The sequence below is a fragment of the Oikeobacillus pervagus genome (assembly GCF_030813365.1).
Lineage (GTDB): Bacteria > Bacillota > Bacilli > Bacillales > DSM-23947 > Oikeobacillus > Oikeobacillus pervagus.
On the sequence record NZ_JAUSUC010000017.1, the window covers coordinates 1 to 24,370 of the forward strand.

Annotated in this window: 24 protein-coding genes, 14 tRNA genes and 1 rRNA gene; 32 read left to right on the top strand and 7 right to left on the bottom strand. The window is 36.9% G+C overall.

Going from position 1 to position 24,370, the window contains the following annotated elements:
* The 15 genes from rrf to J2S13_RS08205 form a co-directional block, all read left to right on the top strand.
* Positions 1 to 93: ribosomal RNA gene (gene rrf, locus J2S13_RS08135) — 5S ribosomal RNA — on the top strand; the annotation flags it as partial.
* Positions 94 to 136: 43 nt separating this feature from the next.
* Positions 137 to 208, top strand: a tRNA-Glu gene (locus J2S13_RS08140).
* Positions 209 to 292: 84 nt separating this feature from the next.
* Positions 293 to 366, top strand: a tRNA-Met gene (locus J2S13_RS08145).
* 21 nt (positions 367 to 387) lie between these two features.
* Positions 388 to 461: transfer RNA gene (locus tag J2S13_RS08150), tRNA-Ile, on the top strand.
* Positions 462 to 468: 7 nt separating this feature from the next.
* A tRNA-Ser gene (locus J2S13_RS08155) sits at positions 469 to 561 on the top strand.
* 137 nt (positions 562 to 698) lie between these two features.
* A tRNA-Met gene (locus J2S13_RS08160) sits at positions 699 to 772 on the top strand.
* A 5-nt stretch (positions 773 to 777) separates the two neighbouring features.
* Positions 778 to 854: transfer RNA gene (locus J2S13_RS08165), tRNA-Asp, on the top strand.
* Between the two features lie 28 nt (positions 855 to 882).
* A tRNA-Phe gene (locus J2S13_RS08170) sits at positions 883 to 955 on the top strand.
* Between the two features lie 7 nt (positions 956 to 962).
* Positions 963 to 1,047: transfer RNA gene (locus tag J2S13_RS08175), tRNA-Tyr, on the top strand.
* Between the two features lie 55 nt (positions 1,048 to 1,102).
* A tRNA-His gene (locus tag J2S13_RS08180) sits at positions 1,103 to 1,178 on the top strand.
* Between the two features lie 8 nt (positions 1,179 to 1,186).
* Positions 1,187 to 1,261, top strand: a tRNA-Gln gene (locus J2S13_RS08185).
* 21 nt (positions 1,262 to 1,282) lie between these two features.
* Positions 1,283 to 1,356: transfer RNA gene (locus J2S13_RS08190), tRNA-Gly, on the top strand.
* Between the two features lie 8 nt (positions 1,357 to 1,364).
* A tRNA-Ile gene (locus tag J2S13_RS08195) sits at positions 1,365 to 1,441 on the top strand.
* Positions 1,442 to 1,459: 18 nt separating this feature from the next.
* Positions 1,460 to 1,531: transfer RNA gene (locus tag J2S13_RS08200), tRNA-Asn, on the top strand.
* Between the two features lie 174 nt (positions 1,532 to 1,705).
* Positions 1,706 to 1,779 (top strand) — tRNA-Arg (locus J2S13_RS08205).
* Positions 1,780 to 1,952: 173 nt separating this feature from the next.
* Here J2S13_RS08205 and J2S13_RS08210 read toward each other — a convergent pair.
* The 3 genes from J2S13_RS08210 to J2S13_RS08220 form a co-directional block, all read right to left on the bottom strand.
* Complete coding sequence (locus tag J2S13_RS08210; RefSeq protein WP_307257250.1) at positions 1,953 to 2,177, bottom strand: hypothetical protein; 225 nt, start codon at positions 2,175 to 2,177, stop codon at positions 1,953 to 1,955.
* Positions 2,178 to 2,183: 6 nt separating this feature from the next.
* On the bottom strand, positions 2,184 to 2,504 hold the full coding sequence (locus J2S13_RS08215) for a YbjQ family protein (protein ID WP_307257251.1): 321 nt from the start codon (positions 2,502 to 2,504) through the stop codon (positions 2,184 to 2,186).
* Positions 2,505 to 2,677: 173 nt separating this feature from the next.
* Entirely contained in the window at positions 2,678 to 3,898 is a 1,221-nt protein-coding gene (locus J2S13_RS08220; protein ID WP_307257252.1) for a DUF6080 domain-containing protein, read from the bottom strand.
* Between the two features lie 165 nt (positions 3,899 to 4,063).
* Between J2S13_RS08220 and J2S13_RS08225 the strand changes: the two genes are divergently transcribed.
* The 3 genes from J2S13_RS08225 to J2S13_RS08235 are packed head-to-tail and all read left to right on the top strand — an operon-like array spanning position 4,064 to position 5,762.
* Positions 4,064 to 4,954: a decaprenyl-phosphate phosphoribosyltransferase gene (locus J2S13_RS08225; protein WP_307257253.1), complete on the top strand. Its 891-nt coding sequence runs from the start codon at positions 4,064 to 4,066 to the stop codon at positions 4,952 to 4,954.
* A 22-nt stretch (positions 4,955 to 4,976) separates the two neighbouring features.
* Positions 4,977 to 5,324: an EamA family transporter gene (locus J2S13_RS08230; RefSeq protein WP_307257254.1), complete on the top strand. Its 348-nt coding sequence runs from the start codon at positions 4,977 to 4,979 to the stop codon at positions 5,322 to 5,324.
* Between the two features lie 30 nt (positions 5,325 to 5,354).
* Complete coding sequence (locus J2S13_RS08235; RefSeq protein WP_307257255.1) at positions 5,355 to 5,762, top strand: divergent PAP2 family protein; 408 nt, start codon at positions 5,355 to 5,357, stop codon at positions 5,760 to 5,762.
* Between the two features lie 64 nt (positions 5,763 to 5,826).
* Here the strand turns inward: J2S13_RS08235 and J2S13_RS08240 are convergent, their stop codons facing one another.
* Positions 5,827 to 7,203 carry an O-antigen ligase family protein gene (locus J2S13_RS08240; protein WP_307257256.1) on the bottom strand — a complete coding sequence of 459 codons (1,377 nt, stop codon included), beginning with the start codon at positions 7,201 to 7,203 and terminating at the stop codon, positions 5,827 to 5,829.
* 366 nt (positions 7,204 to 7,569) lie between these two features.
* Here J2S13_RS08240 and J2S13_RS08245 point away from each other — a divergent pair, with 366 nt between their 5' ends.
* From J2S13_RS08245 to J2S13_RS08295, 11 genes are all read left to right on the top strand, one after another.
* Positions 7,570 to 8,655 (top strand): ArnT family glycosyltransferase, encoded by a 1,086-nt coding sequence (locus tag J2S13_RS08245; RefSeq protein WP_307257257.1) that lies wholly within the window; start codon positions 7,570 to 7,572, stop codon positions 8,653 to 8,655.
* A 298-nt stretch (positions 8,656 to 8,953) separates the two neighbouring features.
* Positions 8,954 to 11,683 carry a phosphodiester glycosidase family protein gene (locus J2S13_RS08250; RefSeq protein ID WP_307257258.1) on the top strand — a complete coding sequence of 910 codons (2,730 nt, stop codon included), beginning with the start codon at positions 8,954 to 8,956 and terminating at the stop codon, positions 11,681 to 11,683.
* A gap of 179 nt (positions 11,684 to 11,862) precedes the next feature.
* Positions 11,863 to 12,585 (top strand): glycosyltransferase family 2 protein, encoded by a 723-nt coding sequence (locus J2S13_RS08255; RefSeq protein ID WP_370873995.1) that lies wholly within the window; start codon positions 11,863 to 11,865, stop codon positions 12,583 to 12,585.
* Positions 12,586 to 12,590: 5 nt separating this feature from the next.
* Positions 12,591 to 12,941: a DUF2304 domain-containing protein gene (locus tag J2S13_RS08260; RefSeq protein ID WP_307257259.1), complete on the top strand. Its 351-nt coding sequence runs from the start codon at positions 12,591 to 12,593 to the stop codon at positions 12,939 to 12,941.
* Complete coding sequence (locus J2S13_RS08265) at positions 12,938 to 13,279, top strand: EamA family transporter (RefSeq protein ID WP_307257260.1); 342 nt, start codon at positions 12,938 to 12,940, stop codon at positions 13,277 to 13,279. Before J2S13_RS08260 ends, J2S13_RS08265 begins: the two co-directional genes overlap by 4 nt.
* Complete coding sequence (locus tag J2S13_RS08270) at positions 13,269 to 14,543, top strand: ArnT family glycosyltransferase (protein WP_307257262.1); 1,275 nt, start codon at positions 13,269 to 13,271, stop codon at positions 14,541 to 14,543. Before J2S13_RS08265 ends, J2S13_RS08270 begins: the two co-directional genes overlap by 11 nt.
* A 164-nt stretch (positions 14,544 to 14,707) precedes the next feature.
* Positions 14,708 to 15,247 carry an isochorismatase family protein gene (locus tag J2S13_RS08275; RefSeq protein WP_307257263.1) on the top strand — a complete coding sequence of 180 codons (540 nt, stop codon included), beginning with the start codon at positions 14,708 to 14,710 and terminating at the stop codon, positions 15,245 to 15,247.
* Positions 15,248 to 15,374: 127 nt separating this feature from the next.
* On the top strand, positions 15,375 to 16,505 hold the full coding sequence (locus J2S13_RS08280; RefSeq protein WP_307257264.1) for an ABC transporter ATP-binding protein: 1,131 nt from the start codon (positions 15,375 to 15,377) through the stop codon (positions 16,503 to 16,505).
* Between the two features lie 26 nt (positions 16,506 to 16,531).
* Positions 16,532 to 17,434, top strand: coding sequence for a carbohydrate ABC transporter permease (locus tag J2S13_RS08285; RefSeq protein ID WP_307257305.1), 903 nt, complete (start codon positions 16,532 to 16,534; stop codon positions 17,432 to 17,434).
* A complete protein-coding gene (locus J2S13_RS08290; protein WP_307257265.1) occupies positions 17,431 to 18,243 on the top strand; it encodes a carbohydrate ABC transporter permease in 813 nt (270 codons plus the stop codon). The genes J2S13_RS08285 and J2S13_RS08290 overlap by 4 nt, the downstream gene beginning before the upstream one ends.
* A gap of 18 nt (positions 18,244 to 18,261) precedes the next feature.
* On the top strand, positions 18,262 to 19,608 hold the full coding sequence (locus J2S13_RS08295; protein ID WP_307257266.1) for an ABC transporter substrate-binding protein: 1,347 nt from the start codon (positions 18,262 to 18,264) through the stop codon (positions 19,606 to 19,608).
* 44 nt (positions 19,609 to 19,652) lie between these two features.
* Here the strand turns inward: J2S13_RS08295 and tatC are convergent, their stop codons facing one another.
* The 3 genes from tatC to J2S13_RS08310 form a co-directional block, all read right to left on the bottom strand.
* Positions 19,653 to 20,393 carry a twin-arginine translocase subunit TatC gene (tatC, locus tag J2S13_RS08300; RefSeq protein WP_307257267.1) on the bottom strand — a complete coding sequence of 247 codons (741 nt, stop codon included), beginning with the start codon at positions 20,391 to 20,393 and terminating at the stop codon, positions 19,653 to 19,655.
* 111 nt (positions 20,394 to 20,504) lie between these two features.
* Positions 20,505 to 20,702, bottom strand: coding sequence for a twin-arginine translocase TatA/TatE family subunit (gene tatA, locus J2S13_RS08305; protein ID WP_307257268.1), 198 nt, complete (start codon positions 20,700 to 20,702; stop codon positions 20,505 to 20,507).
* A 15-nt stretch (positions 20,703 to 20,717) separates the two neighbouring features.
* The gene (locus J2S13_RS08310; protein ID WP_307257269.1) at positions 20,718 to 22,361 is read right to left on the bottom strand and encodes a PhoX family protein; all 1,644 of its coding nucleotides are present in this window, start codon (positions 22,359 to 22,361) and stop codon (positions 20,718 to 20,720) included.
* A 328-nt stretch (positions 22,362 to 22,689) separates the two neighbouring features.
* Between J2S13_RS08310 and J2S13_RS16890 the strand changes: the two genes are divergently transcribed.
* The 3 genes from J2S13_RS16890 to J2S13_RS08320 all read left to right on the top strand — a co-directional run bounded on the left by J2S13_RS16890 (position 22,690) and on the right by J2S13_RS08320 (position 24,339).
* Positions 22,690 to 23,256, top strand: coding sequence for a transposase (locus J2S13_RS16890; RefSeq protein ID WP_370873996.1), 567 nt, complete (start codon positions 22,690 to 22,692; stop codon positions 23,254 to 23,256).
* 71 nt (positions 23,257 to 23,327) lie between these two features.
* Positions 23,328 to 23,543, top strand: a complete 216-nt coding sequence (locus J2S13_RS08315; RefSeq protein ID WP_307257270.1) for a hypothetical protein — start codon at positions 23,328 to 23,330, stop codon at positions 23,541 to 23,543.
* Between the two features lie 340 nt (positions 23,544 to 23,883).
* Entirely contained in the window at positions 23,884 to 24,339 is a 456-nt protein-coding gene (locus J2S13_RS08320) for an OsmC family protein (RefSeq protein WP_307257271.1), read from the top strand.
* Positions 24,340 to 24,370 lie beyond the last annotated feature (31 nt).

The window sequence follows — 24,370 nt, forward strand, 5'->3', positions numbered from 1 at the left end:
ACACCCGTTCCCATACCGAACACGGAAGTTAAGCTCTTCAGCGCCGATGGTAGTTGGGGGCTGTCCCCCTGCAAGAGTAGGACGTTGCCAAGCAATACCCCTTAGTTGGGGTTATTTATTTTGCCAAATTTTTGTTGGCCCGTTGGTCAAGCGGTTAAGACACCGCCCTTTCACGGCGGTAACACGGGTTCGAATCCCGTACGGGTCATTTGTGAAGATTTTAGCTGTAAACACCTATTTTCCACAAAGGAATGAATGGGTTAATTCAGCAGACTTCATAGTAATGAAAAATGGCGGTGTAGCTCAGCTGGCTAGAGCGTACGGTTCATACCCGTGAGGTCGTGGGTTCGATTCCCTCCACCGCTATAATAGTATAGATTTCGCAGTGGACCCTTAGCTCAGCTGGTTAGAGCAGACGGCTCATAACCGTCCGGTCGTAGGTTCGAGTCCTACAGGGTCCATGTGTACGGAGGAATACCCAAGTCTGGCTGAAGGGATCGGTCTTGAAAACCGACAGGCGGGTTAAACCGCGCGGGGGTTCGAATCCCTCTTCCTCCGCCATTAGCTATTATATGATTTTATCATCGAGGTCGAGTAAGCAGTTTATTCTATGGTTCTGATTACATTAGACTTTCCAAAGTTAGGACAAGCTTTCGGTGATGAAAAATTAGTTTATCGAATTATTATACTTTAATCGTCGCGGGGTGGAGCAGTTCGGTAGCTCGTCGGGCTCATAACCCGAAGGTCGCAGGTTCAAATCCTGCCCCCGCAATTATTGGTCCGGTAGTTCAGCTGGTTAGAATGCCTGCCTGTCACGCAGGAGGTCGCGGGTTCGAGTCCCGTCCGGACCGCCACTTTTTATATTTTTACATGGAGTATGAAGGCTCAGTAGCTCAGTCGGTAGAGCAAAGGACTGAAAATCCTTGTGTCGGCGGTTCGATTCCGTCCTGAGCCATTTAAATGGAGGGGTAGCGAAGTGGCTAAACGCGGCGGACTGTAAATCCGCTCCCTATGGGTTCGGCAGTTCGAATCTGCCCCCCTCCACCATTTAGTAATCACCATTCATTTACTTGTTGTATTTAATTATGTATTTCTTATTATGGCGGTTATGGCGAAGTGGTTAACGCATCGGATTGTGGCTCCGACACTCGTGGGTTCGATTCCCACTAATCGCCCCATATCTTATTGGGCTATAGCCAAGTGGTAAGGCAACGGACTTTGACTCCGTCATTCGTAGGTTCGAATCCTGCTAGCCCAGCCATTTATACTCTTAACGTTCAATGCGGGTGTAGTTTAGTGGTAAAACTACAGCCTTCCAAGCTGTTGTCGTGGGTTCGATTCCCATCACCCGCTCCAAATAATATGGGCCTATAGCTCAGCTGGTTAGAGCGCACGCCTGATAAGCGTGAGGTCGGTGGTTCGAGTCCACTTAGGCCCACCATATCGAATTATTTATTATTCCGCAGTAGCTCAGTGGTAGAGCTATCGGCTGTTAACCGATCGGTCGTAGGTTCGAATCCTACCTGCGGAGTCATTTTACGGAAAGTACTGAAGAAATGAAGAGACTTCGTTTGGCTTCTATAACGAGATTTTGCATTTATCCCGCCTTAACGGGCAGTAAAATCTCCACCTCAAAATGATTTTGAAACAAAGAAGATAGGTGAAGGGTGAAGAACTCCCCCTGAATGAAGTTTCACATTAAAATGCGCCTTTAGCTCAGCTGGATAGAGCAACGGCCTTCTAAGCCGTGTGTCAGAGGTTCGAATCCTCTAAGGCGCGTAAACTCAAAAAACTAATCCTTAAAGTCGGGATTAGTTTTTTTATGTTAGCTTTTAGATGTGAATGATTTACACTCTGGATATTTTTGATCTGCTACAATAATAAGCCTGTTTTTAATTAGGCATAGAAAAGGGAGCGGTTTTAGAAACAATCTCCCTTATTCTATATATAAATTAATCTTCCTTATAAAACCTTTCACCTGTTTCTTTATTGTAGTAAACAACTAGTTTCTTTTTCGTTGTGGGATCAATTGATACTTCATTTGTACGGATAAATCCTGGAGGAATTTTATTTCCATGTTTATTTTTAAAACGACGGTCCCAAATAAGCCAGGACCCAATGATTAAAATGATCAGAATGAAGAGTTGTATCCCGAAATAGCCCAAAACCCATTCCATTTTTGTCTACTCACTTTCCACTGTGACAGCTGTTCCATATGCTACGATTTCACTCATATTTTGACCGATTTCTCCTGAATCGAATCGCATCATAATGATGGCATTTGCCCCCATTGCTGTGGCATTTTCCACCATTCGATCAATGGCTTGTTTTCTCGCATCTTCAAGCATTTCAGTGTATTGATTAATCTCCCCACCGACTAGGCCTTTTAATGAAGCGACAATATCTTTTCCAATGCCTCGAGCTCTTACGGTTAATCCGAAAACAGGACCTTTAATTTCAGTAATTTTGTAATTGGCAATTTTTTCAGTTGTGACGATGATCATGAGATAGTCCCCCCATTATCGTATTTATAGATTATATTACCAGTGTTGGGGAGTGAATACCATCTATTTCATGTGTTTAATTTTTGGAGTTTTTTCATCATGTAATTTACGCTTGTCAATCAAAATACTCTGCTCCAAAATATTGAAGCAAAGATTCTTAAATGATACTCTAATCAAGGTCTTGGGTAATATTTCATTCCCAAATCATAAATACTAGCAAAAAGTTGCGTGGTCTCAAAAAGGTTTACGATGAGCCATAAAGTGAGGAAAACTGTAAACCACTTTTGTTTTTCTTTTGTTAAAAGGGTAGAGAATATTCCAGCTAATAAAATAAATACAAAGTTAAAATGTGTGCTATATAAAGCGGCACTGCGCAAACCAAATTGAGCTACTCCATGTAATACAAGTGTGGCCAATAAGATAGAACCAAGTAGAAGCACAAATCGATTTCTACGTTTCTTCCAAATAGTATAAATACTAATCAATAAAATGGAAGCGACAATGAAAGATGGTAGCCATTTTACTTGTCCAGATTGGAAAAAGGCATCACGTATCGACTCATCAATTAGCGGTGGAAAAATGGCTGGGTAAAGTAAATTGGTAAAGACTTTTCCAGGTAACTCTAATAAAGAATATTTATCTGTAAATTTGCCTGTATAATCATTGAAGAAATGAAAGGCATCTAAAATGTGAGGTCCACCCCCACCGAATAGTAGAACAAAATAAAAGAGTGCACAAAAAATAAAAAGATGTTGGATTTTCTTTGACCAAGACATTTTCTCAAGTAATAATTGCGCAAAATAAAGGTATATATTTGTGATGGTCGTCCCAATTAGTAAGATTCCTGCTAAGGCACTATGAAAAGCTGATTGAGTTTTTTTGGTTTGAACTAAGAATAAAAATAATAATAGTGAAAATTGACCTAAGAAATACCGTTCAATATTCAGTGCGAAAAAGATCTGTTCCCAAGAAAGGATGAAAATGATTCCAATTAATATTTTTACTTTCAACGTAACGGCAAAGTCATTTAGTATTTTCATAACAAAAAAAGTGTTAACGGACATGAATAGCGTTTGAATCTGTGCTAGGTATAAACCATATATCGTTGGGTGGCTTTGTAATGCATCGGTCCCAAAGATTAGTTTGATAGGGAATACAAAAGGAGACAAAAAATTACGAAATAAAAAATGCCTTAAATCGGCTGCTGTTCCATAAAACCAATCTCCTTTGAAAATAATACCTGTGTCACTATCAAAGAGAATGTCGAATTTCCCTGTGTTATAAAATACATTTGTTTTTAAATAGTAGAAAATAGTTAAAGTAGTGTATAGCAAGTAGGAAATGATAGTAAACCAAATCGCTAGTTTGTTTTTCCTATAAAAATCATAAAGCATTCTAATATCCTCCATATGTAAATTTAATCTTCTCATTGTAGACAAGGGCTATTCATTTATATTAAAGTAAAATAATGGCCTACTATATATAATGTATACTTATGTTGAAGCGATTTTTTCTCTCATTTAAAATACCATAGTTGCAATATAAGGTGAAGGTGAAAAATGGAAACCGTGTATAAAAAAAAGTTTGAGACCATTAGTTTGCTGTTTATTCAACTTCGTCCAAAGCAATGGACGAAAAACTTACTTATATTTGCCGCGCCTATTTTTTCTTTGAAAATTGTTACCTTACTATCATTTATTCAATCAGTCGTCGGCTTTTTTCTCTTTTGTTTCGTTTCTGGGTGTGTCTATATCCTAAATGACTTCATGGACCGAGAAGCAGATAGTATGCATCCCATAAAGAAACATAGGCCAATGGCTTCTGGTCGGTTAAACCCGTATATGGCTATTTGCTTTGGTCTTTTTTTATTAATAGGTTCGCTCATTGGTTCATACATACTAAATCCCTTTTTTATGTTGTTATTATTAGCCTATTTTATCTTAAACTTGCTTTACTCCTTGAAACTGAAGCATGTTGTTATCATGGATATTATGATTATTGCAATGGGATTTGTCTTCCGTGCAATTGGTGGTGGAATTGTGATTCAGGTTCCATTTACCCCATGGTTTCTTCTTTGTACAATGTTAATTTCGCTATTTTTAGCCATAAGTAAAAGAAGACATGAGCTATTACTATTAAATAAGGACAAGGGGACACACCGAAAAGTATTAGAAAGTTACTCATCGCAATTGTTGGATCAATTAAATACAATTGTTGCGACATCTACCATTATTAGCTATTCATTATTTACTTTCTTTTCAGGACGGACAATTCAATTAATGTGGACGATTCCTCTTGTTATATATGGGATTTTCCGCTATCTCTATTTAATTCATATGGAGGATAAGGGGGGCTCGCCTGAGAAAGTATTATTTGAAGATCGACATATTTTAGTAACAGTTGGTTTATATGCTATTACTGTGTTTATGATCTTGTATTTTTTTGATTAATTGGATTGAAAGAGTGAACAAAATGAAAAATATTTTACTGATTTTATTCTCTGTCTTCCTTAGTTCTATGGGACAAATTGTTTTGAAATATGGAGCGGTGAAAACAGTTGATCAACCGAAATCGATGGAGATTATGAACTTTTTAAGTCCGATTAACATAACAGGTCTATTCTTATACGGACTTAGTGCGTTGGTCTGGATGGTTGTTTTAAGAAAAGTAGAATTAAGTTATGCTTATCCAATGGTGAGTGTTGGTTATGTTTTGGTCTTTGTATTTTCCTATTATTTATTTGGGGAATCATTAAGTATGAACCGGATTATAGGCATGGTATTTATTATGATAGGAATTATTTTTATTTCAAGATCGTAAAATTGCTAAAATTTTGGTTAGGTGGAGAGTATGACTATACTGTATATCATAACGCCATTTCTTGCATGGCTTATCGCAGGCACGCTAAAATTCATTATTAATTATATTCGATTTGGAAAAGAAGCACTGAGTTTAGTTGGAAATGGGGGATTTCCCAGTACCCATACAACAGTAGTAGCGAGTGAGCTTATGCTAATCGGTTTTCGCGAGGGATTTACAACCCCGTTATTTGGATTAGGGTTAACGTTTCTTTTTATTACGATTATTGATGCTAAGGGAATTAGACGTACTGTTGGAAAACATGCAGAAACTCTAAATGAACATGTTTTTAATGGTAAAAAGAAACTGAGAGAAAGACAAGGACATAATAGAGTTGAAATTATGGGAGGACTTGGACTAGGAATTCTTATTGGATATATTATGAGTGTATTAAGCTGATATGTTTAAGATTATGTTTTAATAAAAAAACCAGGTATTTCTTACAGAATACCTGGTTTTTTACTTATATCTTAATTTTAGAAGTACTTTTAATATCATAGTAGAAATAGGCGATGATCACCGCTAAATAAATACTAACAGCCGGAGCGGTATAGACATGTCCTGCAAAATTAGCAATCCCTAATCCTAGTACAATACTAGAAATAAGCATTGTGTTTTTTGGTAGAAAGACATCCGCCAAATGTTTAAGCGCCCACACAGCAGAATAAATAAATAAAAAGACTAGTGGAAAGAAATAAAGGATTGTCCCTATTGGACCAGTGGAATAAAAAATATCGAAATAATCCATTTCAATCATTTTCGCTTCTTTTTTGTAATTTCCTGCATATCCCATTCCCATTATTTTTTGTGAAACTGGGGAAGATTGATAATACTTTTTATATTTATTGAGATAAATATCTCTACTACTAAGTATAAGGCTTTCTACTTGTTTTTTGCTTTTTTCCTTTTCCTTTTTCTTTTCCTCTTTTGTTTTTGGTTGAGGATCGTCTGCTTTATCCGTATCCATTCCAATAAGTTCCATATGTGAATAGGTATTTTTATATACTGGAGTGAACGGTGTGCTGATCGCAATCACAACAATAAGGAAAAATAGAACGAGAGCATTTAACTTAAGGTTGGCAGTTGGCATTTTCTTTCTAAACATGGCGACAACTACGCTTAGTAAGCCCATGAATAATGTGATAAATAAAGCCCCTAGACCGACTTTTGTCCCTAACATAATGAGAGAAAAACCTGAAAGTAGAACTGGAATCCAATAATAAGAAGTTTGGATGTTATTTGTTCTAATGATGGCAAAATAGGTAACAATTGGCAGTATAATAGCGAGGATTGCACCTATTTCATTTCCTGCAAAGAACCATCCGGTAAAACCAATTTTTGTCCATTGGTAACTTTTTAAGCTAGTTCCTGTCAGAATGGAGATGAGCATGACTAAGCCAATGATTAATGCACTCCATACAATATTGCGCAAAAAGAATTTAAAGAGTGAATCTTTGTTGGAAAAGTATTTGTATATAAAAATAAAGTTTAACAATACAATATTAAAATAACTGATTTTGATAAAAAATTTAATTTCATCGAAAAGCGCAAAATTTGGTTTTTGAGAAAAGTTAATTCCTAAATTCCCTAATACAAAAATTCCCCAAATAACCACATAAATTGTTGCCCATTTTGCAAAAGGTACTTTCTTGTAAAATGAAGCCATAAAAAGCAAACTGGCAAGCATGTAGATCATTCTTATAACGATTCCAACAGTTGCACTAGAATGGAGTTGAACAATAGTAAAAGTAGTTAAAACATCAATGATTGGTTGTAACGAGATAAAATAAAAAAAAGCTAGTATTATTTTTTCATGGTTTTTCTTTTGTAATGGTAGCATGATTTCCTTCCTATTCTGATTTCTAAAATATTCCCTCATCAATGATTATTCCCATTCTTGATGATAGTTCCACTTTATAGAATACAATATCTTTAACAGTAGGTAAACGCTAAATTCGACCTGAATAGACATACAAGTAAAATTATACTAGAATGGTTCCTCCTTTGCCTTTATATTGTTGGAAGTTATATGTATAATAAGGACTTACTTATAACACGAAAGAGTGGAAAATTCATTATGAAGAAAAAGTATCTCCCAATAATCCTTATTATGCTGTTATCTTTTGGTTTACATTTGTTCTTTCTTGTAGAGCATCCGGGTTTTTTTGATAAGTATGGAAGTAGAGACGCAGGAGAATATGATAAAATGGCCCAACGGCTTGTATATGATGGTTATTATGGGTATAATGCCGATCAGCCTAATGCGTATGTAACTCCATCGCATCCGATTTATTTAGCCGGGAATATCCTTTTAGCTGATTTCCTCCATATTGATCATCTATTTTTAGTGAAAATTTCTAATATGATTTTAAATATGCTTGCTCTTTTTGCTCTTTATTTAACTGCAAAAATGTTATTTAAAAATGAATGGATGGCTTGCTTAACGGCCTTATTATATGGAACTTACTTAGCACCTTTACATTTTTTCCGTTCGTTATTAACGGAAAGCCCAGCGATTAACTTTTTTATCTTTTCTATTTTTTGTTATGTGTTGGCAGTGAAAAAAAATCAATGGAGATACCATGTGTTATTTGGGATCATCGCATCGATTACCTTAATGTTTCGTCCGACACCTGCACCTATTTTATTATTGGTTTGGTTGATTTTAATTTTCCAATTTGGTTGGAAAAAGGCGATTCAAATTGGCTTTATATGGTGTGTAGGACCACTTATCGTGATGTTACCTTGGGTGATTCGAAACTATATCCAGTTTCAACATGCTTTTTTATTTTCAAGTCATTCTGGGAATCCACTGCTAGGGGGAACGAATCCTTTCTTCTTAGAGGATTTCGATGGAATCTTAGCTAGATTGAATGAATTAGGAATAACAGATAAAGAATATGCAATACGCCGTATTAAGAACGGATTTACTGAAAATTTCCCTTTATGGTTCTCGTGGTTTACAGTTGGAAAATTTGCTGTAATGTTTCACCAGGCTGAACCAATCGGTAATTACTATAATTTCTTCAGTCCTATGGTGAAAAAGCTTATTAACTTCCAACATTTATTGATTGTCGTTGGGGCCTTTGCGTTTGGGTTTATTTATCATAAAAATCGTTCTATTTTAGTCTTATTGATCATCATTTTGATTTATATTGGCCTTTCGAACTTGTTTATACCAGTGGGACGCTATGGAGCTTTTATCATTCCTGTCATGTGTTTAGTTGTCTCCTATGGTATAGTCACTTCCGTAGAGATGCTCGTCGGCAAACTACGTTTCAAACGTGCTTGAGATTCCAATGCTAAAACCTTTCTGAACTCAAATTAATGAGTGTACAGAAAGGTTTATTTTTATTAAGACTGCCTATTTAAATGTTGAAATTTGTCTGTATTTCTTCCATCTATCATAATGATATAAAGGGAAAATACAAGAATATTAGATTATTATAGGATATTTTGGTAGATTATTGATATAATTATGATGGTCAATTTCTATAATGAGATTTCATTCCAATTTTATGACTTATTTCATCAGTATGCTTGTTTGATGGAGAGTCATTTTTTATTGTGGACATTAAGGAGGGGTATTTTTGTGTAAAAAAATAGCAGCTAGTTTAGTATTTGTTATTTTACTAGGCATTGGGGTTATGGCAGAAGCGGCAGTGAAAGAGCGATACATCGTCACACCTGGTGTAGACTATCAGAAAGAGCAATTTTATATAAACTCTCAAATTCAAATGGGAAATAGGTTGAATATTGATTTAACTAGACCGGAAATTAACGTGGGTGTAGGTATTCCTAATCCCTTAAATTCATTAGATACAGTATCATCTGCTGTCAGGAAAAATACGAATCGAAATCAAAGTGTAGTAGGGGCTATAAATGCTTCTTTTTTCCATTTCAGTAGTAGATTACCAGCGTATTTATTAGTAGATCATAATCGGGTTTCTACATTTGGCGTTATATCAACTGGGTCTGATGAATACATGAGCATTCCTACAGCTTTCGGTGTAAAAAATGATGGAACCGCTCAAATAGATACATTTCAGTATAATGCATCATATGAAATCAACGGTATACGTTATCCGGTATCTTCTATTAATAAGCAACGAGGTGCTGGAGAGACGGTCATCTATACTCCAAACTACAGTTATTCAAGTACACGGGCAAATCGATATGGCATGGAAATTGTCGTTTCCTCCCTTTCTACCCCACTAGACTCGGGTGTAGAGTTAGGGAAGCCAGTAACAGGTATTGTTCAGGCGGTTCGACCGTATGGAAATGGAGATTCGGTTATTCCTAAAAATGGGTATGTTATTTCTGTTCATGGGACAGAACAATCTTCACAGTTGGCAAAGGTGAGAGCGGGGGATCGAATAGCACTGAATATTGATATGGAATCAAAATGGAGAAACTCGAAGTTTATCCTGGCAAGTGGCCCTATGCTTGTGAAGAATGGAAAAGTTGATATGACGATTAACCCGAATAGTAGCCGAGCGAAGTCTAGAAATCCCCGAACAGCAGTAGCAGTAGATCGTACTGGAAAACGAGTATTTTTTGTCACAGTAGATGGACGAAACAAGGGGAAAAGTAATGGAATGACTTTATCTGAGTTTGCTCAATATTTGGTGAGTATCGGTGCATATCAAGCCTTGAACCTTGATGGGGGTGGTTCTACAACGATGGTTGCCCGTCCACGGGGTTATACATATCCCAAGGTTGTCAATTCCCCTTCTGATCAATCTGAAAGAAGAGTATCAGCCATTCTACAAGTATTAAATACTTCTCCTAAAGGTGAACCTGTGACATTAGATATGAAACTCTCTAATTCTAAGGTGACAGTTGGATCTTCTGTATCTGTTCAAGCGGAGGGTCTAGATTCCTTCTTGAATAAGGTCACAATTGATCCTGCAAGAATGAAATTACGTGTTGAGGGAAATATCGGTAGAATGAATGGAAATCAATTTATGGCAGAAAGACCTGGGACAGGTTTTATTATTGGAGAAATTAATGGGATGATGAGGAAGGTTCCGATTACTGTCATTCCTCAACCTATGAAGATGGAAATTACTCCAAGCAACACAGTTATTGGAGCAAAAGAGAAACAATCGTTCCAATTAAAAGTGTTTGATGGAGGCAAAGAAGTTGTCATTAATCCTAATGATGTTAGATGGTGGGCAACGAATGGGATCGGCGCGATGCAGGCGGGTGGAATTTTACAAGCCAATGATGTTCATGCAACAGGAAAAGTACAGGCTACTTATAAAGGGGAAAAAGTAGAAACAACAGTTCATGTTGTCAAATCATCAGTATCAATCGACCGTTTTGAAAATAGTCAGCTTTGGACTGCAGAAGGTGTTCGAGCAGATGCTCAAGTTGAATTCCCAGGAACAAAAGCACCGTATAGAGATGGAAAATCTTCTTTACTATTAAACTATCATCTTAAACCAACTGAAGGGACAGCAGCTGCTTATGCGGTATTAAAACAGCCAGTTGCCTTATTAGGATTACCAAAACAAATAGGACTATGGGTGTATGGAGATGGAAAAAGAAATTGGTTGAGAGGCCAAATTATTGACGGAGACGGGAAAGTAGTACCAATCGACTTTACGGAGAATGGTGGTTTAGATTGGAATGGATGGAAGTACGTACGTGCGGAAATTCCATCAAACATTAAACAGCCAATTAAACTGTCAAAAATATATGTCGCCCAAACTGACCCAAATAAAGAAGGAAGTGGGCAAATTTATTTAGATAAATTGCAAGCTGAATATGATGATCAGTTTATTGAGCCAATGTTTGAGGATGTGTTATCCGACCATTGGGCGAAAAAGGAAGTTGAATATTTAGCTTCGAGAAATGTTATTTCAGGATATGAAAATGGTTTATTTAAACCAGAAACTTTCTTAACAAGAGCACATGCCGCCGTCATGCTAATGAGAGTATTAGATTTACCTGTAAATGCGGTTAGTGATCCTGGCTTTAAAGATGTAACCAAAGACTTTCTTTATTTTAATCAAATAGCAGCTGTTGAAAATGCGAACATAATGAAAGGAAATGAAGAAGGAACCCAATTCAATCCGAACGACCTATTAACTAGAGGACAAATGGCAGCGATATTAGCACGTGCTTACGAATTAAAAGGAGAAACAACGCCAGTATTTAAAGATGTTCCAGTTGATTTTTGGGCATTTTCTGAAATACAGGCGCTTGCATCTAATCAAATTACAACTGGATATCCGGACAAAACATTTAAGCCGAACAACAAAGTGACAAGAGCACAATTCAGTGCATTTTTATATCGAATACTAACAAAATAAAAATTAGTAGGTGCCTATTTAGACGGTCAGCGTATTTTTTTCGCTGGTCGTCTAATAAGTTAGGCCCCCTTTTGTAGAAGATCTTTTTTGTTCAAAAATAGCAGACTTGGTTTTATTGAAGTACGTACTAAAAAAATGTAAGATAGTAAAGATAGAGAATCCCCTAGGAGGATATAAGCATGAAGACATTGGATTCGTACAAAGTATTAATTGTTGTTCCAGCCTATAATGAAGAAGCAGCAATCAAACAAACATTAAATAAGCTGCTAAATATAAAGAAGCATCTTCCTTTTGTTGATATTTGTGTTGTAAATGATGGTTCGAAAGATCGAACAGCGGATATCGTCCGTTCTTTTGAAGAGGTTATTCTTTTGGATCTGCCTATTAATTTGGGGATAGGAGGCGCTGTCCAATCAGGTTATAAATATGCAGCGAAATATCATTATGATATAGCAGTGCAATTTGATGCAGATGGCCAGCATAATGAAGAAGATTTGATGACTGTAATCAAACCGATTATCAATGGTGAATGTGATATGTGCATTGGCTCACGATTCGTCAAGCAAACCGATTACTCTGGAAGCCCTTTCCGTAGAATGGGGATTTACTATTTTGAATTTTTACTTTTTTTACTCACACGAAAAAAATATACAGATGCAACCTCGGGATATCGTGCTATTAATCAGAAGGTTATACAACTTTTTGCTGAGGAATACCCAAGAGACTATCCTGAACCAGAAGTGATTCTATTTTTGCATAGAAAAAAACTTAACATAAAAGAAATCTCAGTGAATATGAAAGAACGCCAAGGTGGTTCTTCCTCTATTACGCCGTTCAAATCGGTTTACTATATGTTTAAGGTTACGTTGTCTATTCTCATGCAAAAACTAATTAAGGAGTAGACGAAATGAAAATTACTTGGTTATCATTTGCCATTGTCGCTATATTATTTATTATTGTAGTTGAATCCGTTCGACGAGGGGTATTAGAGACGAAATATTCTCTTCTATGGATCGTAACTTGTATCATCATGGCCTTTCTAAGCATTAGTGACAACTTACTGAATACTGTAGCGGGTTGGTTAAACGTATACTATCCGCCATCATTGTTATTTTTATTTGGGTTATTATTTGCCTTGTTAATTATTTTTGATTTAACAAGGAGAGTTTCTAAATTAAATAAAGAAATGACACAACTTACGCAAGATTACACGATTTTAAAGGAAGAATTAGAGAAAAGGAAAAGACAAGAACTATGATCTACTTAATGTTACTTATGAATATACTTATGCTCGTTTCAGGGCAAATATTGTGGAAAATGGCGGTATCTGGAATAACAGATTGGAATGTTTCAACCATTTTTTCATTAGTGATTTCCCCATTCTTCCTGGGTGGAGCCGCACTATATGTGTTAGCTACAGGGCTTTGGCTCGTCATCTTGTCCAAACTTCCATTAAGTGTTGCTTACCCAAGTCAAAGTTTAAGCTATATTTTAGGGGCAATCTTTGCGGTTGTCCTTTTTAAAGAAATTGTCACACCAACGCAATGGCTAGGGATGATTATTATTATGGTTGGGGTGTTTTTAATTGCGAAATAAAGAACGTTTCAAAAAATCTTTTATAGGACATCTCCCGTTTGTTATTGTGATCATTTTTTTTGCTATTGTTAATACTTGGTTTTTAGTGGGGAATCCAGGGAAAACGTTTATGCAAACAACCCCCTCATCAGATATTTCATTTTATGGATCTCGGGATGCGTCGCTATATGCTAAGATGTCCTGGCAACTAATACATGATGGGGTATATGGTTATAATGCAACAGAGTCTAATGCTTATGTGACACCAGGTCAACCATTGTACTTAGCAGCTATTTTTAAAACAGCGGAATGGTTGAATACGGATCATATATTATTATACCGTTTAGCTAATATGATAATAAATATATTAGTTGCTGTATTAATCTACTTGATCGGGATTCAACTTTTTAAGAATAGATGGATTGGTTTTATTGCAACATTACTATATTGTACATATTTTGCCCCGTTTCATTATTTTCGTACAGCATTAACAGAGATTCCATCTTTATTCTTCTTTGTATTAAGCTTAGCTATTTTTATTTTGGCGATACGGTCCAACCATTTACGCTACCATATTCTATTTGGAGTCATTGCCTCTATTCTTATAATGTTTCGTCCAACTCCAGCCCCATTACTCCTAATAGGGTGGGCAATCATATTGAGAAGAGAAGGGTGGCGTGAGGGAATTAAAATTGGTTTTATATGGTGTATTGGTCCATTACTTATTATGGCACCATGGGTAGCTAGGAATATATATCAATTTGGGGAACCTTATTTATTTTCTTCGCATGCTGGAAGCCCATTGTTAAATGGGACAAACCCATTTTATTTAGAAGATGGGGGAGAAGTTGTACAACAAGCTAAACAATCAGGAATGAGCTTGGAAGAGTATGGAAAGCAACGAATAAGGGAAGGATTTGCTAATGACTTTCCTTTATACTTTGCCTGGTTTACTGTGGGAAAAACGATATGGTTATTTATGAATAGCGATCTAGTACCAGATGGAATTGGCCCTTATCGAGATTTTCTTCCTGAAGGATTATTTTCCTTTTTTAAATGGCAAAATTTATTCTTAGTATTCTCAAGCTTTATTTTCGCTTTTATCTATCGGAAACACCGTCCATTAAACTATTTAGTATATGTCTTAATATTGTACATTTTCTGTTCCAACTTGTTTTTGACAATACCAAGATATGGAATGATCATGTATCCGATTTTATCCTTACTTACAAGTTATGGGATTGTGATAACAATCAAAAAAATACAGAAATTCATAACCCGCTGACAATTTTCCCAATCCCCATTTAAACCGATAATAAACTACACCAAAACTTATAAAAAACAGGATCTGTAAAGAAAACTACAGAACCTGTTCTTTTTTTGAAAAAATCCCCATTTTCTGGATGGTGCCTGGCACCTTGCAAAATATGGGAAGGAGATAGATTCTGTATGTTGAAAAGGGAGAAGACGGTTTTTGTGTTGGTGGATGTTCAAGGGAAGTTGGCTCGTATTGTGCATGAAAGTGCGTTGATGATGGAGAAATTAGAGCAATTAATTAAAGGGCTGCAGAAGCTTGGGGTTCCTATTATTTGGTTGGAGCAAAACCCTGATCGATTAGGATCAACAGTTGAGGAATTATCCCAACATTTAACTGCTCTTACGCCTATTAGTAAAATGTCATTTAGTGCGTGGAAAAATGAGGAGTTTCGGGAAAAGCTAAAGGAACTCGGCCGCAACCAAGTTCTAGTTGGTGGCATTGAAACGCATATTTGTGTTTATCAAACTTGTGCAGAATTAAAAGAAGTAGGTTACGAGGTGCAGGTTGTGGAAGATGGCGTATCATCTCGTACTCTGTTAAACAAACAAATTGGGCTTGAGAAGATGAAAGCTCTTGGAATCCTTCCAACAAGTGTTGAAATGGCTTTATACGAGCTAATGGAGTCTGCCGAGATCCCTGAATTTCGTGAAATATTAAAAGTGATTAAGTAAACGAGGTGCCAGGCACCATCCAAATTTTGGATGGTGCCTGGCACCGTTTGTAAATCTTTTACAACAGGTTAACGCAATTTTTACACTCCTTCTGTACAATGGAAGAAACTTCGAGGGGGTGTGGATGATGAAGAGAATTGATTTGGTGAATATTTCAAAGTCTTATGATCGAAAACGTCATGTGCTATCAGATATTCATGTGACCATTGAGCCAGGTGAATTTTTTGTGATTGTCGGTCCTTCTGGTTGTGGGAAAAGTACGCTGCTTCGAATGATAGCAGGGCTTGAAAAAATTACGGGTGGTATCTTGAAAATTGAAAATGAAGAAGTGAATCATCTTCCGGCAAGCAAGAGAGGGTTGTCAATGGTCTTTCAAAACTATGCCCTGTATCCACATTTAACAGTAGAAGAGAATATCGTTTTTGGGTTAAAGGCGAAAAAAGTTTGTAAAAGTGAAAGAAATCAACGATGTGAAGAAGCGGCTGATTTACTTGGACTGACCGAATATTTGAACAGGAAACCTCGTGAATTATCCGGTGGGCAAAGACAAAGGGTTGCATTAGCTAGAACGATTGTGAGCCGGTCCCCAATCTGTTTAATGGATGAACCTTTATCAAACTTAGACGCAAAGTTACGGGCAAAAATGCGAGCGGAAATTAAGCGAATTCAACAAAAATTTGGGATGACGTTGATCTATGTGACACATGATCAAGTGGAAGCGATGACAATGGGGGATCGCATGATGATTTTAAGCAAAGGAACCATTCAACAATTGGGTCGTCCTATCGACATTTATAATGAACCAGCCAATCTATTTGTGGCTGATTTTATCGGGTCCCCTCCCATGAATTTAATCAACGGGATCATCCTACATTCAACTGCTGAAATCAGTCTCAATCATCAGTATCGTATAAAGGTCCCGAGGGAAGCCATTCAACATGTCAGATCAAACCACATTAAATTAGGGATACGCCCGGAAAAAATCCGCATGAATGAAGAAGTATCATCTATAGAAAATACCTTCCTTGTAAAGGTGACCAACGTTGAAATTCTCGGATATGAAACGATTATCAGTTTTGAAATGGGGGAGGAGGAATGGAAAGCGAAATGGAATGGTCAATGGAATGTTCGAGAAGGTGAAATGATTCCCATCGTGATAGATGCTGCAGATCTTTATCTTTTCGATAGGAAAACTGGAGAAAATATATCGCTTCGATTCAATCAGCCAACATTTGTACAGAAAGAGGTGATGGGGTGAAAACAGCAGCAAATTCCTCCACTAATATGAATCTATCTTACGAATGGACGATTTGGGATAGAACAGCGAATTTTAGAACCGCTTTCATTTATTTATTGCCGTCCATTATTTTATTTTCTACTTTTGTATTCTACCCCATGTTCAAAACGATTTACTTAAGTTTTTTCCTGACCGATCAGCAAGGAAATGAGGCTCTTTTTGTCGGTTTGGATAATTATATAAATCTACTGCAATCTGAAACATTTTTAAAAAGTATAAAGGCGACGATCTTATTTGTTCTTTATACAGTTCCAACCACGATTTTTATTTCCTTATTCTTGGCCTTGCTAGCCAATGAAAAGTTAAAGGGAGTTGGTTTTTTTCGAACCATTTACTCTTCCACAATGAGCATTTCAGTTGCCGCTTCATCTGTTGTATGGCTATTTTTATTTCATCCTAGTGTCGGCGTCTTTAATCGAATTTTATCGGTATTTGGAATAAAAGAAATTCAATGGTTACTAGATCCAGAGTGGGCACTTCTCTCTGTCTCCATTTCTACCATTTGGCTTAATCTTGGTTTTTCCTTTCTTATTTTATTAGGGGGGCTGCAAAATATAGATGAACATTTATACGAAAGTGCAAAATTAGATGGTGCAAGTTATTTTTACCAACTAAGAAGAATTACGATTCCGATGCTTTCTCCTACATTGTTTTTCATCATTACCATCTCATTGATTAATGCTTTTCAAACATTTGGCCAAATTGATATTTTAACGAGAGGCGGTCCTTCTGAGGCGACCAATTTAATTGTGTATTCCATTTATCAAGATGCTTTTATCCATTATCAGTTCGGTACGGCTAGTGCTCAATCGGTGATCTTATTTATTTTTATTTTTATTGCCACAATCTTTCAGTTCAAGCTGGGTGAAAAGAAGGTGCATTATCAATGAGATGGATGAAACCGATTTTTTTATATGGATTGCTTATTTTATCAGCATTTGTCGTGTTTTTTCCTATTTTGTATGCCTTCATGATTAGTTTTATGTCTGGGGGAGAAATTTTGCAAGGAAAGTTTTTTCCCGAACATTTTTCGATTGAAAATTACGAAAAGGCATTTGGGCGACTCCCTTTACTCCATTATTTATTTAATAGTTTTCTTGTTTCATTTTTCGTCATGATTGGACAAGTGATGGTGTGCAGTATGGCGGCATATGCCTTTGTATTTATTCCTTTTAAAGGAAGAGATCTCGTCTTTTTTCTGTTTATTTCCACGATGATGATTCCTTGGGAAGCCACGATGATTCCAAACTTCCAGACGATACAGAAGTTGGAATGGATGAATACATATCAAGGGTTGACGGTTCCGTTCTTTGCTTTGGCATTCGGTACGTTTTTGCTTCGACAGCATTTCAAAACCATTCCGAAAGAGTTATATGAGGCGTCACAAATTGCGGGGCTTAGCCGTTTTCAATTTTTTGTGAAAGTGGTGTTCCCTGTTTCAAAAACGAGTCTTATAACATTAGCAGCCTATAGCTTTTTAACCACATGGAATATGTATTTATGGCCGTTGCTTGTTACAAATAATGATTCAGCTAGAACAGTTCAAATCGGTTTGAAGCAACTGCAATCACAAGAAGTCGCAACCGATTGGGGGGTGGTGATGGCAGGAGTAATCGTCGTTATATTGCCGACATTAATTCTTTTATTTGTTGGTCAAAAACAGCTACAAAAAGGGTTAACTGAAGGAGCGATTAAATAAAGGAAGGGGTTTTTGGGGATGAAGAAGTTAATGAGGAATTTGCTTACGTTCACGTTATTAATGAGTGTTCTAATCATGACAGCTTGTTCAAGTACCGACGAGAAAGCGGGTGCAGTGAAAAATAAAGACGGAAAAACGGAAATTAACTTTTGGCATGCGATGGCAGGTGCAGGTGAGGAAACACTTAATGAAATTGTAGAGGACTTTAATCAATCCCAGGATCAATATGTAGTGAAACCTGAATTTCAAGGCAGTTATGAGGAGCTCTTGACGAAATATCGTAGTGTTGGTGGAACGAAAGATGCCCCGGCGATCGTTCAAACATTTGAAGTGGGAACGAAATATATGATTGATAGCGGATTTATTGAACCAGTCCAATCGTTTATTGATGAGGACAATTATGATCTGACACAGTTGGAAAGAAATATTTTGAGTTACTACACAGTTGATCATAAATTATATTCCATGCCGTTTAATTCATCGACACCTGTTCTTATTTATAATAAAGATGCTTTTAAGGAAGCGGGACTTGACCCAGAAAAGGCACCAGAAACGTTTAATGAAGTAAAAAGGGCATCGGCAAAATTAACGAAGAAAAAGGGAGATTCTACCGAACGTTACGGATTTTCGATGCTGACATATGGCTGGTTTTTTGAAGAGTTACTCGCAACACAAGGTGGATTTTACGTAAATGAAGATAATGGAAGAGATGGAGATGCAACGAAGGCTTTGTTTAATGGAAAGGAAGGGCAACAGGTATTTAACTTCCTGAATGATATGAATAAGGAAGGAACATTTGGAAATTTCGGAACGAATTGGGATGATATTCGTGCGGCCTTCCAAACGGAAAAAGTAGCGATGTATTTAGATTCTTCCGCAGGTGTAACAGATATTATTAAAAATGCCCCATTTGAAGTCGGAGTTGCCTATATCCCACATGCAGATGACACTGAACGTGAAGGAGTCATTATCGGGGGTGCGTCCCTATGGATGTCAAAAGGAATCGATCAACAGCAGCAAAAAGCCGCATGGGAATTTATGAAGTTTCTAGCCTCCCCAGAGAGTCAGGCAAAATGGCATGTGGAAACAGGATATTTTGCGATCAACCCAGAAGCCTATGACGAACCGATTGTAAAAGAAAAACATCAAGAATTTCCACAATTAAAAGTAACCGTTAACCAACTACATGATACAAAACCATCCGTAGCAACAAAAGGAGCACTCATCACCGTCTTCCCAGAATCAAGACAACAAATCGTAACAGCCCTAGAAAACATGTACCAAGGCATGGACCCTAAAAAAGCACTCAACCAAGCAGCGAAAGAAACCGACAAAGCCATCGAAATCGCGAATAAGACAAAATAATCCAGGTGCCAGGCACCATCCAGAAAATGGATGGTGCCTGGCACCTAATTTTGAATGGAAGCCTCTTCGCTATTTCCACGGGTCTCTCTTTTTCGAAAAACGACTTTCGATAAACTGACGCTGATTTCATACAATAAAATTAAAGGAATAATAACGAGAACGTCGGATAAAAAATCGGGTGGTGTAATACAAACGGAAACAACTACGAGTACAAAATACGCGTATTTCCTTATTTTTTTTAGTCTATAAGGATTGATTACACCTAGACTCGTCAAAAACATGATGACGACTGGTAATTCAAATAAAAAGCCAAAAGGTAATGTCATATGTAACAGAAATCGAAAATATTTCTCTGTCGTAAAAAAAGTATTGAACATTTCACCAGTTAGCGACATTAAAAAGGACAGAACGATTGGAAATAATACAAAATATCCAAATGAAATACCTAATAAAAAGAGTAGAAATAAAGCGGGAATATAGGCTAGAGTGACTTTTCTCTCTTTCTCGGTTAATGCAGGTTTTACAAATAACCAAATTTGATGGGCCGCTACTGGAATGGTCGCAGCAATGGCGATGACACTTGCAATCATTAAATAAACGACAATGACCTCACTTGGTCCCAAAACAGCGAGCTTAAACGGAAGATCTTTCACAAAAAACTTGTATAGGTCTTGTACATAAACAAAACTTACAATGAGAAATAAGAGAAAGGCTACGAGTACAATCATGATTCTTTTTCTTAATTCTTCAAAATGTTGGACAGCTTTCATATTGATGTCTTGCATAATACCCCCCCAAACTACAACATTTATTTGAAGAAAAAGACCTATTCGTCGCACATAAAAATCATTTATGTGAAACGGAAGGTCTTTTCTTCTAGCAATTTTGATTTACGCTTATTTTACGACTGTTTCCTTCTTTTCTAACACTTCCACTTTTTCATCATCTGAAACAATTTCTCTCGTTGATTTTTTAAATTCTTTCAATGTTGTACCGAAAGCTCGTCCAATCTCTGGCAACTTTGAAGGGCCAAAGATAATGAGTGCAATCACTAATATTAATATTAACCCTGGTATCCCAATGCTTTGTAACATATGAACCTCCTGCTATTAATATTTAAATCCGGTAATCGCCACTACAGATGGGCGTGGTTGATTATCTCCTTTACGATGTGGCCACATGCTTGTTGGTTTATTTTTATCCACTGTTCCTTCCCCTGGATGTTGAACGGATAGGAATAAGGTGGTTTCATCTTTTGTGAAGCTAGGACCTGTTAACTCAGCTTCTACAGGGGCAGATGCAAATTGGAAAGCTTCGCCTTGATTTTTTCCCATGGAAGGAATGACGAATACCCCATTGTTTTTAAATGTCGAGTGCACTCCTTTGTTTAATGAACTAGATGAAATATCTGTTACGGTCCATAGATTCCCTTCAGAATCAAATGTTAAGTTGTCAGGTGCACTAAATCCGCTTTGACGACCACCAGCTGCGAAAATCTCAAAGTCAAATGTTAGGGACCCTAAGTCATCATTTGCTTCAACGAATCGGGTGATATGTCCGTGGATATTTCCATGATTTGAATTATTTGTATGTGCAATGAAAACAGTCTTATCAAATGGGCTAATTTCTACATCTTCTGGGCGATCCGTAGGGGTTGCTCCAAGTAAAATCGCTGCTTCATGAGCGTTGACAAGTACATCTGCTTGCGTTTTGAATTTCCCTAAAAGTTCAGGTTTACCTTTTGCCTTCTCTCGTACTGCTTCGATCGTTAAAGCCACCCATTGTCCCTTTTTCATATTGGCTGCATAAAGTGTTCCTTCGGCTAATAAATCAGAGTTTGCTTGTTTACGAGATGGTACGTATTTATTTTTACTAATAAATTTGTACACACAGGCATCTGTCTTGTCATCACCCATATATACAACAACTCGTCCATCATTTGCTAACCCCATCGCGGAGTTTTCGTGATGGAATCTTCCTAAAGCTGTATGCTTGCGCGGTTCAAATTTTTCATTGAAAGGATCGATTTCAACAATCCAGCCATAGTGGGTTTCATTTAAACTAGCATCCTCGCATGTGCTTTCATAGTTTTCCTCCGCAGATAAAACCGTGTTCCAAAGTGTCATACCACCAGAACAGTTCGCAAACGTACCCTGAACGGTATTGGCATTGCCTACAGCTTGCGATCCCTTCGCAGGACCTGTTAATTTCATTGGAGTTAATCCTGTGATACGACGAGCATATTTAGAGTTTTTATCCATTTTCCACTGACCATTTTCATCCCGGTACACTTCAATAATGGAGCCACCTTGATTGTAAAGTAACTTTTGGATCTGGTCTTTTGTGTATTTTCCATTTATACCCTTCTTGCCTGTTACCCATAAATCGCTTGTATATTCATGGTTAACCCATAAAAGGCCTCTGTCACTAGAATTATTAATAGGGAAGTATAAGGTGAAATCATTATTATAGCCAAATGTATCGCCTTTTTTATTAATCACATCACCATATGAAGCGATCACATCATATCTAAATCCATTTGGCAATACTAGATCATCCTTGTCTGTTGGTTTAATAGGGGTAAAGTTTAAACCAGAAACTTTACGCTTGAAGCCGAATAAATGAGATGCAGCCTGTTTTCCATTTGCTTCAGCTCGTGGAGCAAGCGCCCCTAATCCTGAGGATGCAACCGCCATAGCCGTAATCCCCGTTCCTACATACGTTAAAAACTTTCTACGATTCAACTCAGCCATTTTTCCACCTCGATAATTTAATAGATTTAATCCTATCTCCAACGCATATACTACATCCCTAATATTTAGATAGTATGGATAAAATGTTTAAATATTGTAAAAAATTGTTGATTTATGGGTTATACAATTTTTTCCGGGTGACAGGCACCATCCAGTTTCTGGGTGGTGCCTGTCACCCTCTAAAAAATGGATTTACCCTAGAAAATATTTTATAATGCAGGTGGATCTATCGTTTTATTGTTAGAATGTTCAATTGGAAGGGGGAGATTGGGCTACTAGTGTCTTAGTGTAATAGTTTTCAAAAAAATAAATAGAAAGGACTAGGTATATGGCAAGGAAAAGAAGAGTATGGATTCCTCAGGCATATCACCATATTTATGCGCGAGGGAATAATCGGCAAAATATTTTCCATAATGAAGCAGATATGAGGCAGGTTTTCCGTCTTTTATCAATGGTTCATTCTGATTTTAAAATTTCGATAAGTGCCTATTGTATTATGACCAATCATTATCATTTCCTTTTAAAATCGGAAGAAGTTTCAATATCGAAGGTCATGGGTATTTTTAATAAACGCTACACTGATTACTACAATCGCAGGTATGAGCATGTAGGTCATGTGTTTCAGCAACGTTTTAATAGTTCCCCTATCCTTATTCCGCAAAATCTCCTCAATGTTAGTAGATACATCCACCGAAATCCAATTAATACCAAGATCCCTATGGTTTCTAAAATGGAAGATTACCCGTACAGCAGTTACCAATTCTATAAAAGAAATACCCCACCACCTTATCCATTCGTCAACTTAACAGATTTACCCGCGAATTTTTACCTTCCCACTGAAAAAACAAATTCCCATTATTGTCATTTTGTCGAAAGAGAAGAGGATGAAAGCTAGTTTCCAGATGCTTATTGAAACTCTCCTATGTTAATATGAGGATAAAATGTAAAGTGGAGGGAGCTTGGAAGGTGAAGAAACTATCATTTGTCATTCCGATTATGATTCTTGTCGCCTCAATTGCTATTTGGATGCTGAATAAAGACTATTCAGAAATTGATTGGCAAATAAGAATGATGATTGCTGGGGGAGCTGCTGTTTTATCAGGAATCATTTCATTCTTTTTATTAGGGAATGAAGAAAAAGAAGGGGACCAATTCCCTGATTTTCGGAATAAAAGAAAATAAAAATGGATGGTGCCAGGCACCATCCAAAAAATTCCATGACCATAATACCGCTGCTATTGATATAGTGCGGTATGTTTTTTTTTGTTGGGTGGAAAAGGGAGTTAAAAATAGAGGTAATTGTATTTTGCAAAATCATTGACAATAACAAAGCATATAGGTATAGTCAGAATTGAGAAAAAAGTTTGTGAGTTTTGGATGATAGGTAAAGCGTTTGTAAATTTTATTTACACTTAAAACCCACTAAATATATCCACTTTATTGAATATTAAATAGGAAGACACCCAAGTATTAAGAAAAAATCGAGTAGATTTTGAAAAAATAATTTTAGGAGGAATTGAACATGGCCAAAACTACTTTTGCTTCAAATGTTAAATGGTCTGGAAAAAGCGTTTTATCTGTAGCCAATATGAATGGAAAAGAAGTTCTTATTGATGAACCGAAACACTTAGGAGGCACGGATCAAGGGGCAAATCCAGTAGAGTATGTTTTATCTGCCCTTGGAGGATGTATCAATGTATTAGTCGTATCCTTTGCAAAGCTACATGATGTGGAAGTAAAAGGAGTAGAAGTGAAAATAGAAGGAGATTTAGACCCGGATGGATTCTTAGGAAAGAACCCTAATGTCCGTGCAGGATATCAAGAGATCCGTTACCAAATCTACATTGATTCCCCCTCCTCCCAAGAAAATATACAGTCACTAATCGAACACGTTGAAAAGTCTTGTCCAGTAAAAGATACCCTCCAAGGAGTGCCCGTTAAAGGAGAAACCACAATAACCGCAACAGCAGAGGTTTAAGATATTACATTTTTTAATATTACATTTTTTG

Bases quoted from the DNA above. Each gene is read 5' to 3' on its own strand.
- J2S13_RS08275 (WP_307257263.1), top strand. From the start codon at position 14,708: ATGTTGAAAAGGGAGAAGACGGTTTTTGTGTTGGTGGATGTTCAAGGG.
- J2S13_RS08225 (WP_307257253.1), top strand. From the start codon at position 4,064: ATGGAAACCGTGTATAAAAAAAAGTTTGAGACCATTAGTTTGCTGTTT.
- J2S13_RS08280 (WP_307257264.1), top strand. From the start codon at position 15,375: ATGAAGAGAATTGATTTGGTGAATATTTCAAAGTCTTATGATCGAAAA.
- J2S13_RS08310 (WP_307257269.1), bottom strand. From the start codon at position 22,361: ATGGCTGAGTTGAATCGTAGAAAGTTTTTAACGTATGTAGGAACGGGG.
- J2S13_RS08285 (WP_307257305.1), top strand. From the start codon at position 16,532: ATGAATCTATCTTACGAATGGACGATTTGGGATAGAACAGCGAATTTT.
- J2S13_RS08260 (WP_307257259.1), top strand. From the start codon at position 12,591: ATGAAAATTACTTGGTTATCATTTGCCATTGTCGCTATATTATTTATT.
- J2S13_RS08235 (WP_307257255.1), top strand. From the start codon at position 5,355: ATGACTATACTGTATATCATAACGCCATTTCTTGCATGGCTTATCGCA.
- J2S13_RS08220 (WP_307257252.1), bottom strand. From the start codon at position 3,898: ATGCTTTATGATTTTTATAGGAAAAACAAACTAGCGATTTGGTTTACT.
- J2S13_RS08230 (WP_307257254.1), top strand. From the start codon at position 4,977: ATGAAAAATATTTTACTGATTTTATTCTCTGTCTTCCTTAGTTCTATG.
- J2S13_RS08255 (WP_370873995.1), top strand. From the start codon at position 11,863: ATGAAGACATTGGATTCGTACAAAGTATTAATTGTTGTTCCAGCCTAT.
- J2S13_RS08240 (WP_307257256.1), bottom strand. From the start codon at position 7,203: ATGCTACCATTACAAAAGAAAAACCATGAAAAAATAATACTAGCTTTT.
- tatC (WP_307257267.1), bottom strand. From the start codon at position 20,393: ATGCAAGACATCAATATGAAAGCTGTCCAACATTTTGAAGAATTAAGA.
- J2S13_RS08290 (WP_307257265.1), top strand. From the start codon at position 17,431: ATGAGATGGATGAAACCGATTTTTTTATATGGATTGCTTATTTTATCA.
- J2S13_RS16890 (WP_370873996.1), top strand. From the start codon at position 22,690: ATGGCAAGGAAAAGAAGAGTATGGATTCCTCAGGCATATCACCATATT.
- J2S13_RS08245 (WP_307257257.1), top strand. From the start codon at position 7,570: ATGGCCCAACGGCTTGTATATGATGGTTATTATGGGTATAATGCCGAT.
- J2S13_RS08320 (WP_307257271.1), top strand. From the start codon at position 23,884: ATGGCCAAAACTACTTTTGCTTCAAATGTTAAATGGTCTGGAAAAAGC.
- tatA (WP_307257268.1), bottom strand. From the start codon at position 20,702: ATGTTACAAAGCATTGGGATACCAGGGTTAATATTAATATTAGTGATT.
- J2S13_RS08210 (WP_307257250.1), bottom strand. From the start codon at position 2,177: ATGGAATGGGTTTTGGGCTATTTCGGGATACAACTCTTCATTCTGATC.
- J2S13_RS08295 (WP_307257266.1), top strand. From the start codon at position 18,262: ATGAAGAAGTTAATGAGGAATTTGCTTACGTTCACGTTATTAATGAGT.
- J2S13_RS08215 (WP_307257251.1), bottom strand. From the start codon at position 2,504: ATGATCATCGTCACAACTGAAAAAATTGCCAATTACAAAATTACTGAA.
- J2S13_RS08265 (WP_307257260.1), top strand. From the start codon at position 12,938: ATGATCTACTTAATGTTACTTATGAATATACTTATGCTCGTTTCAGGG.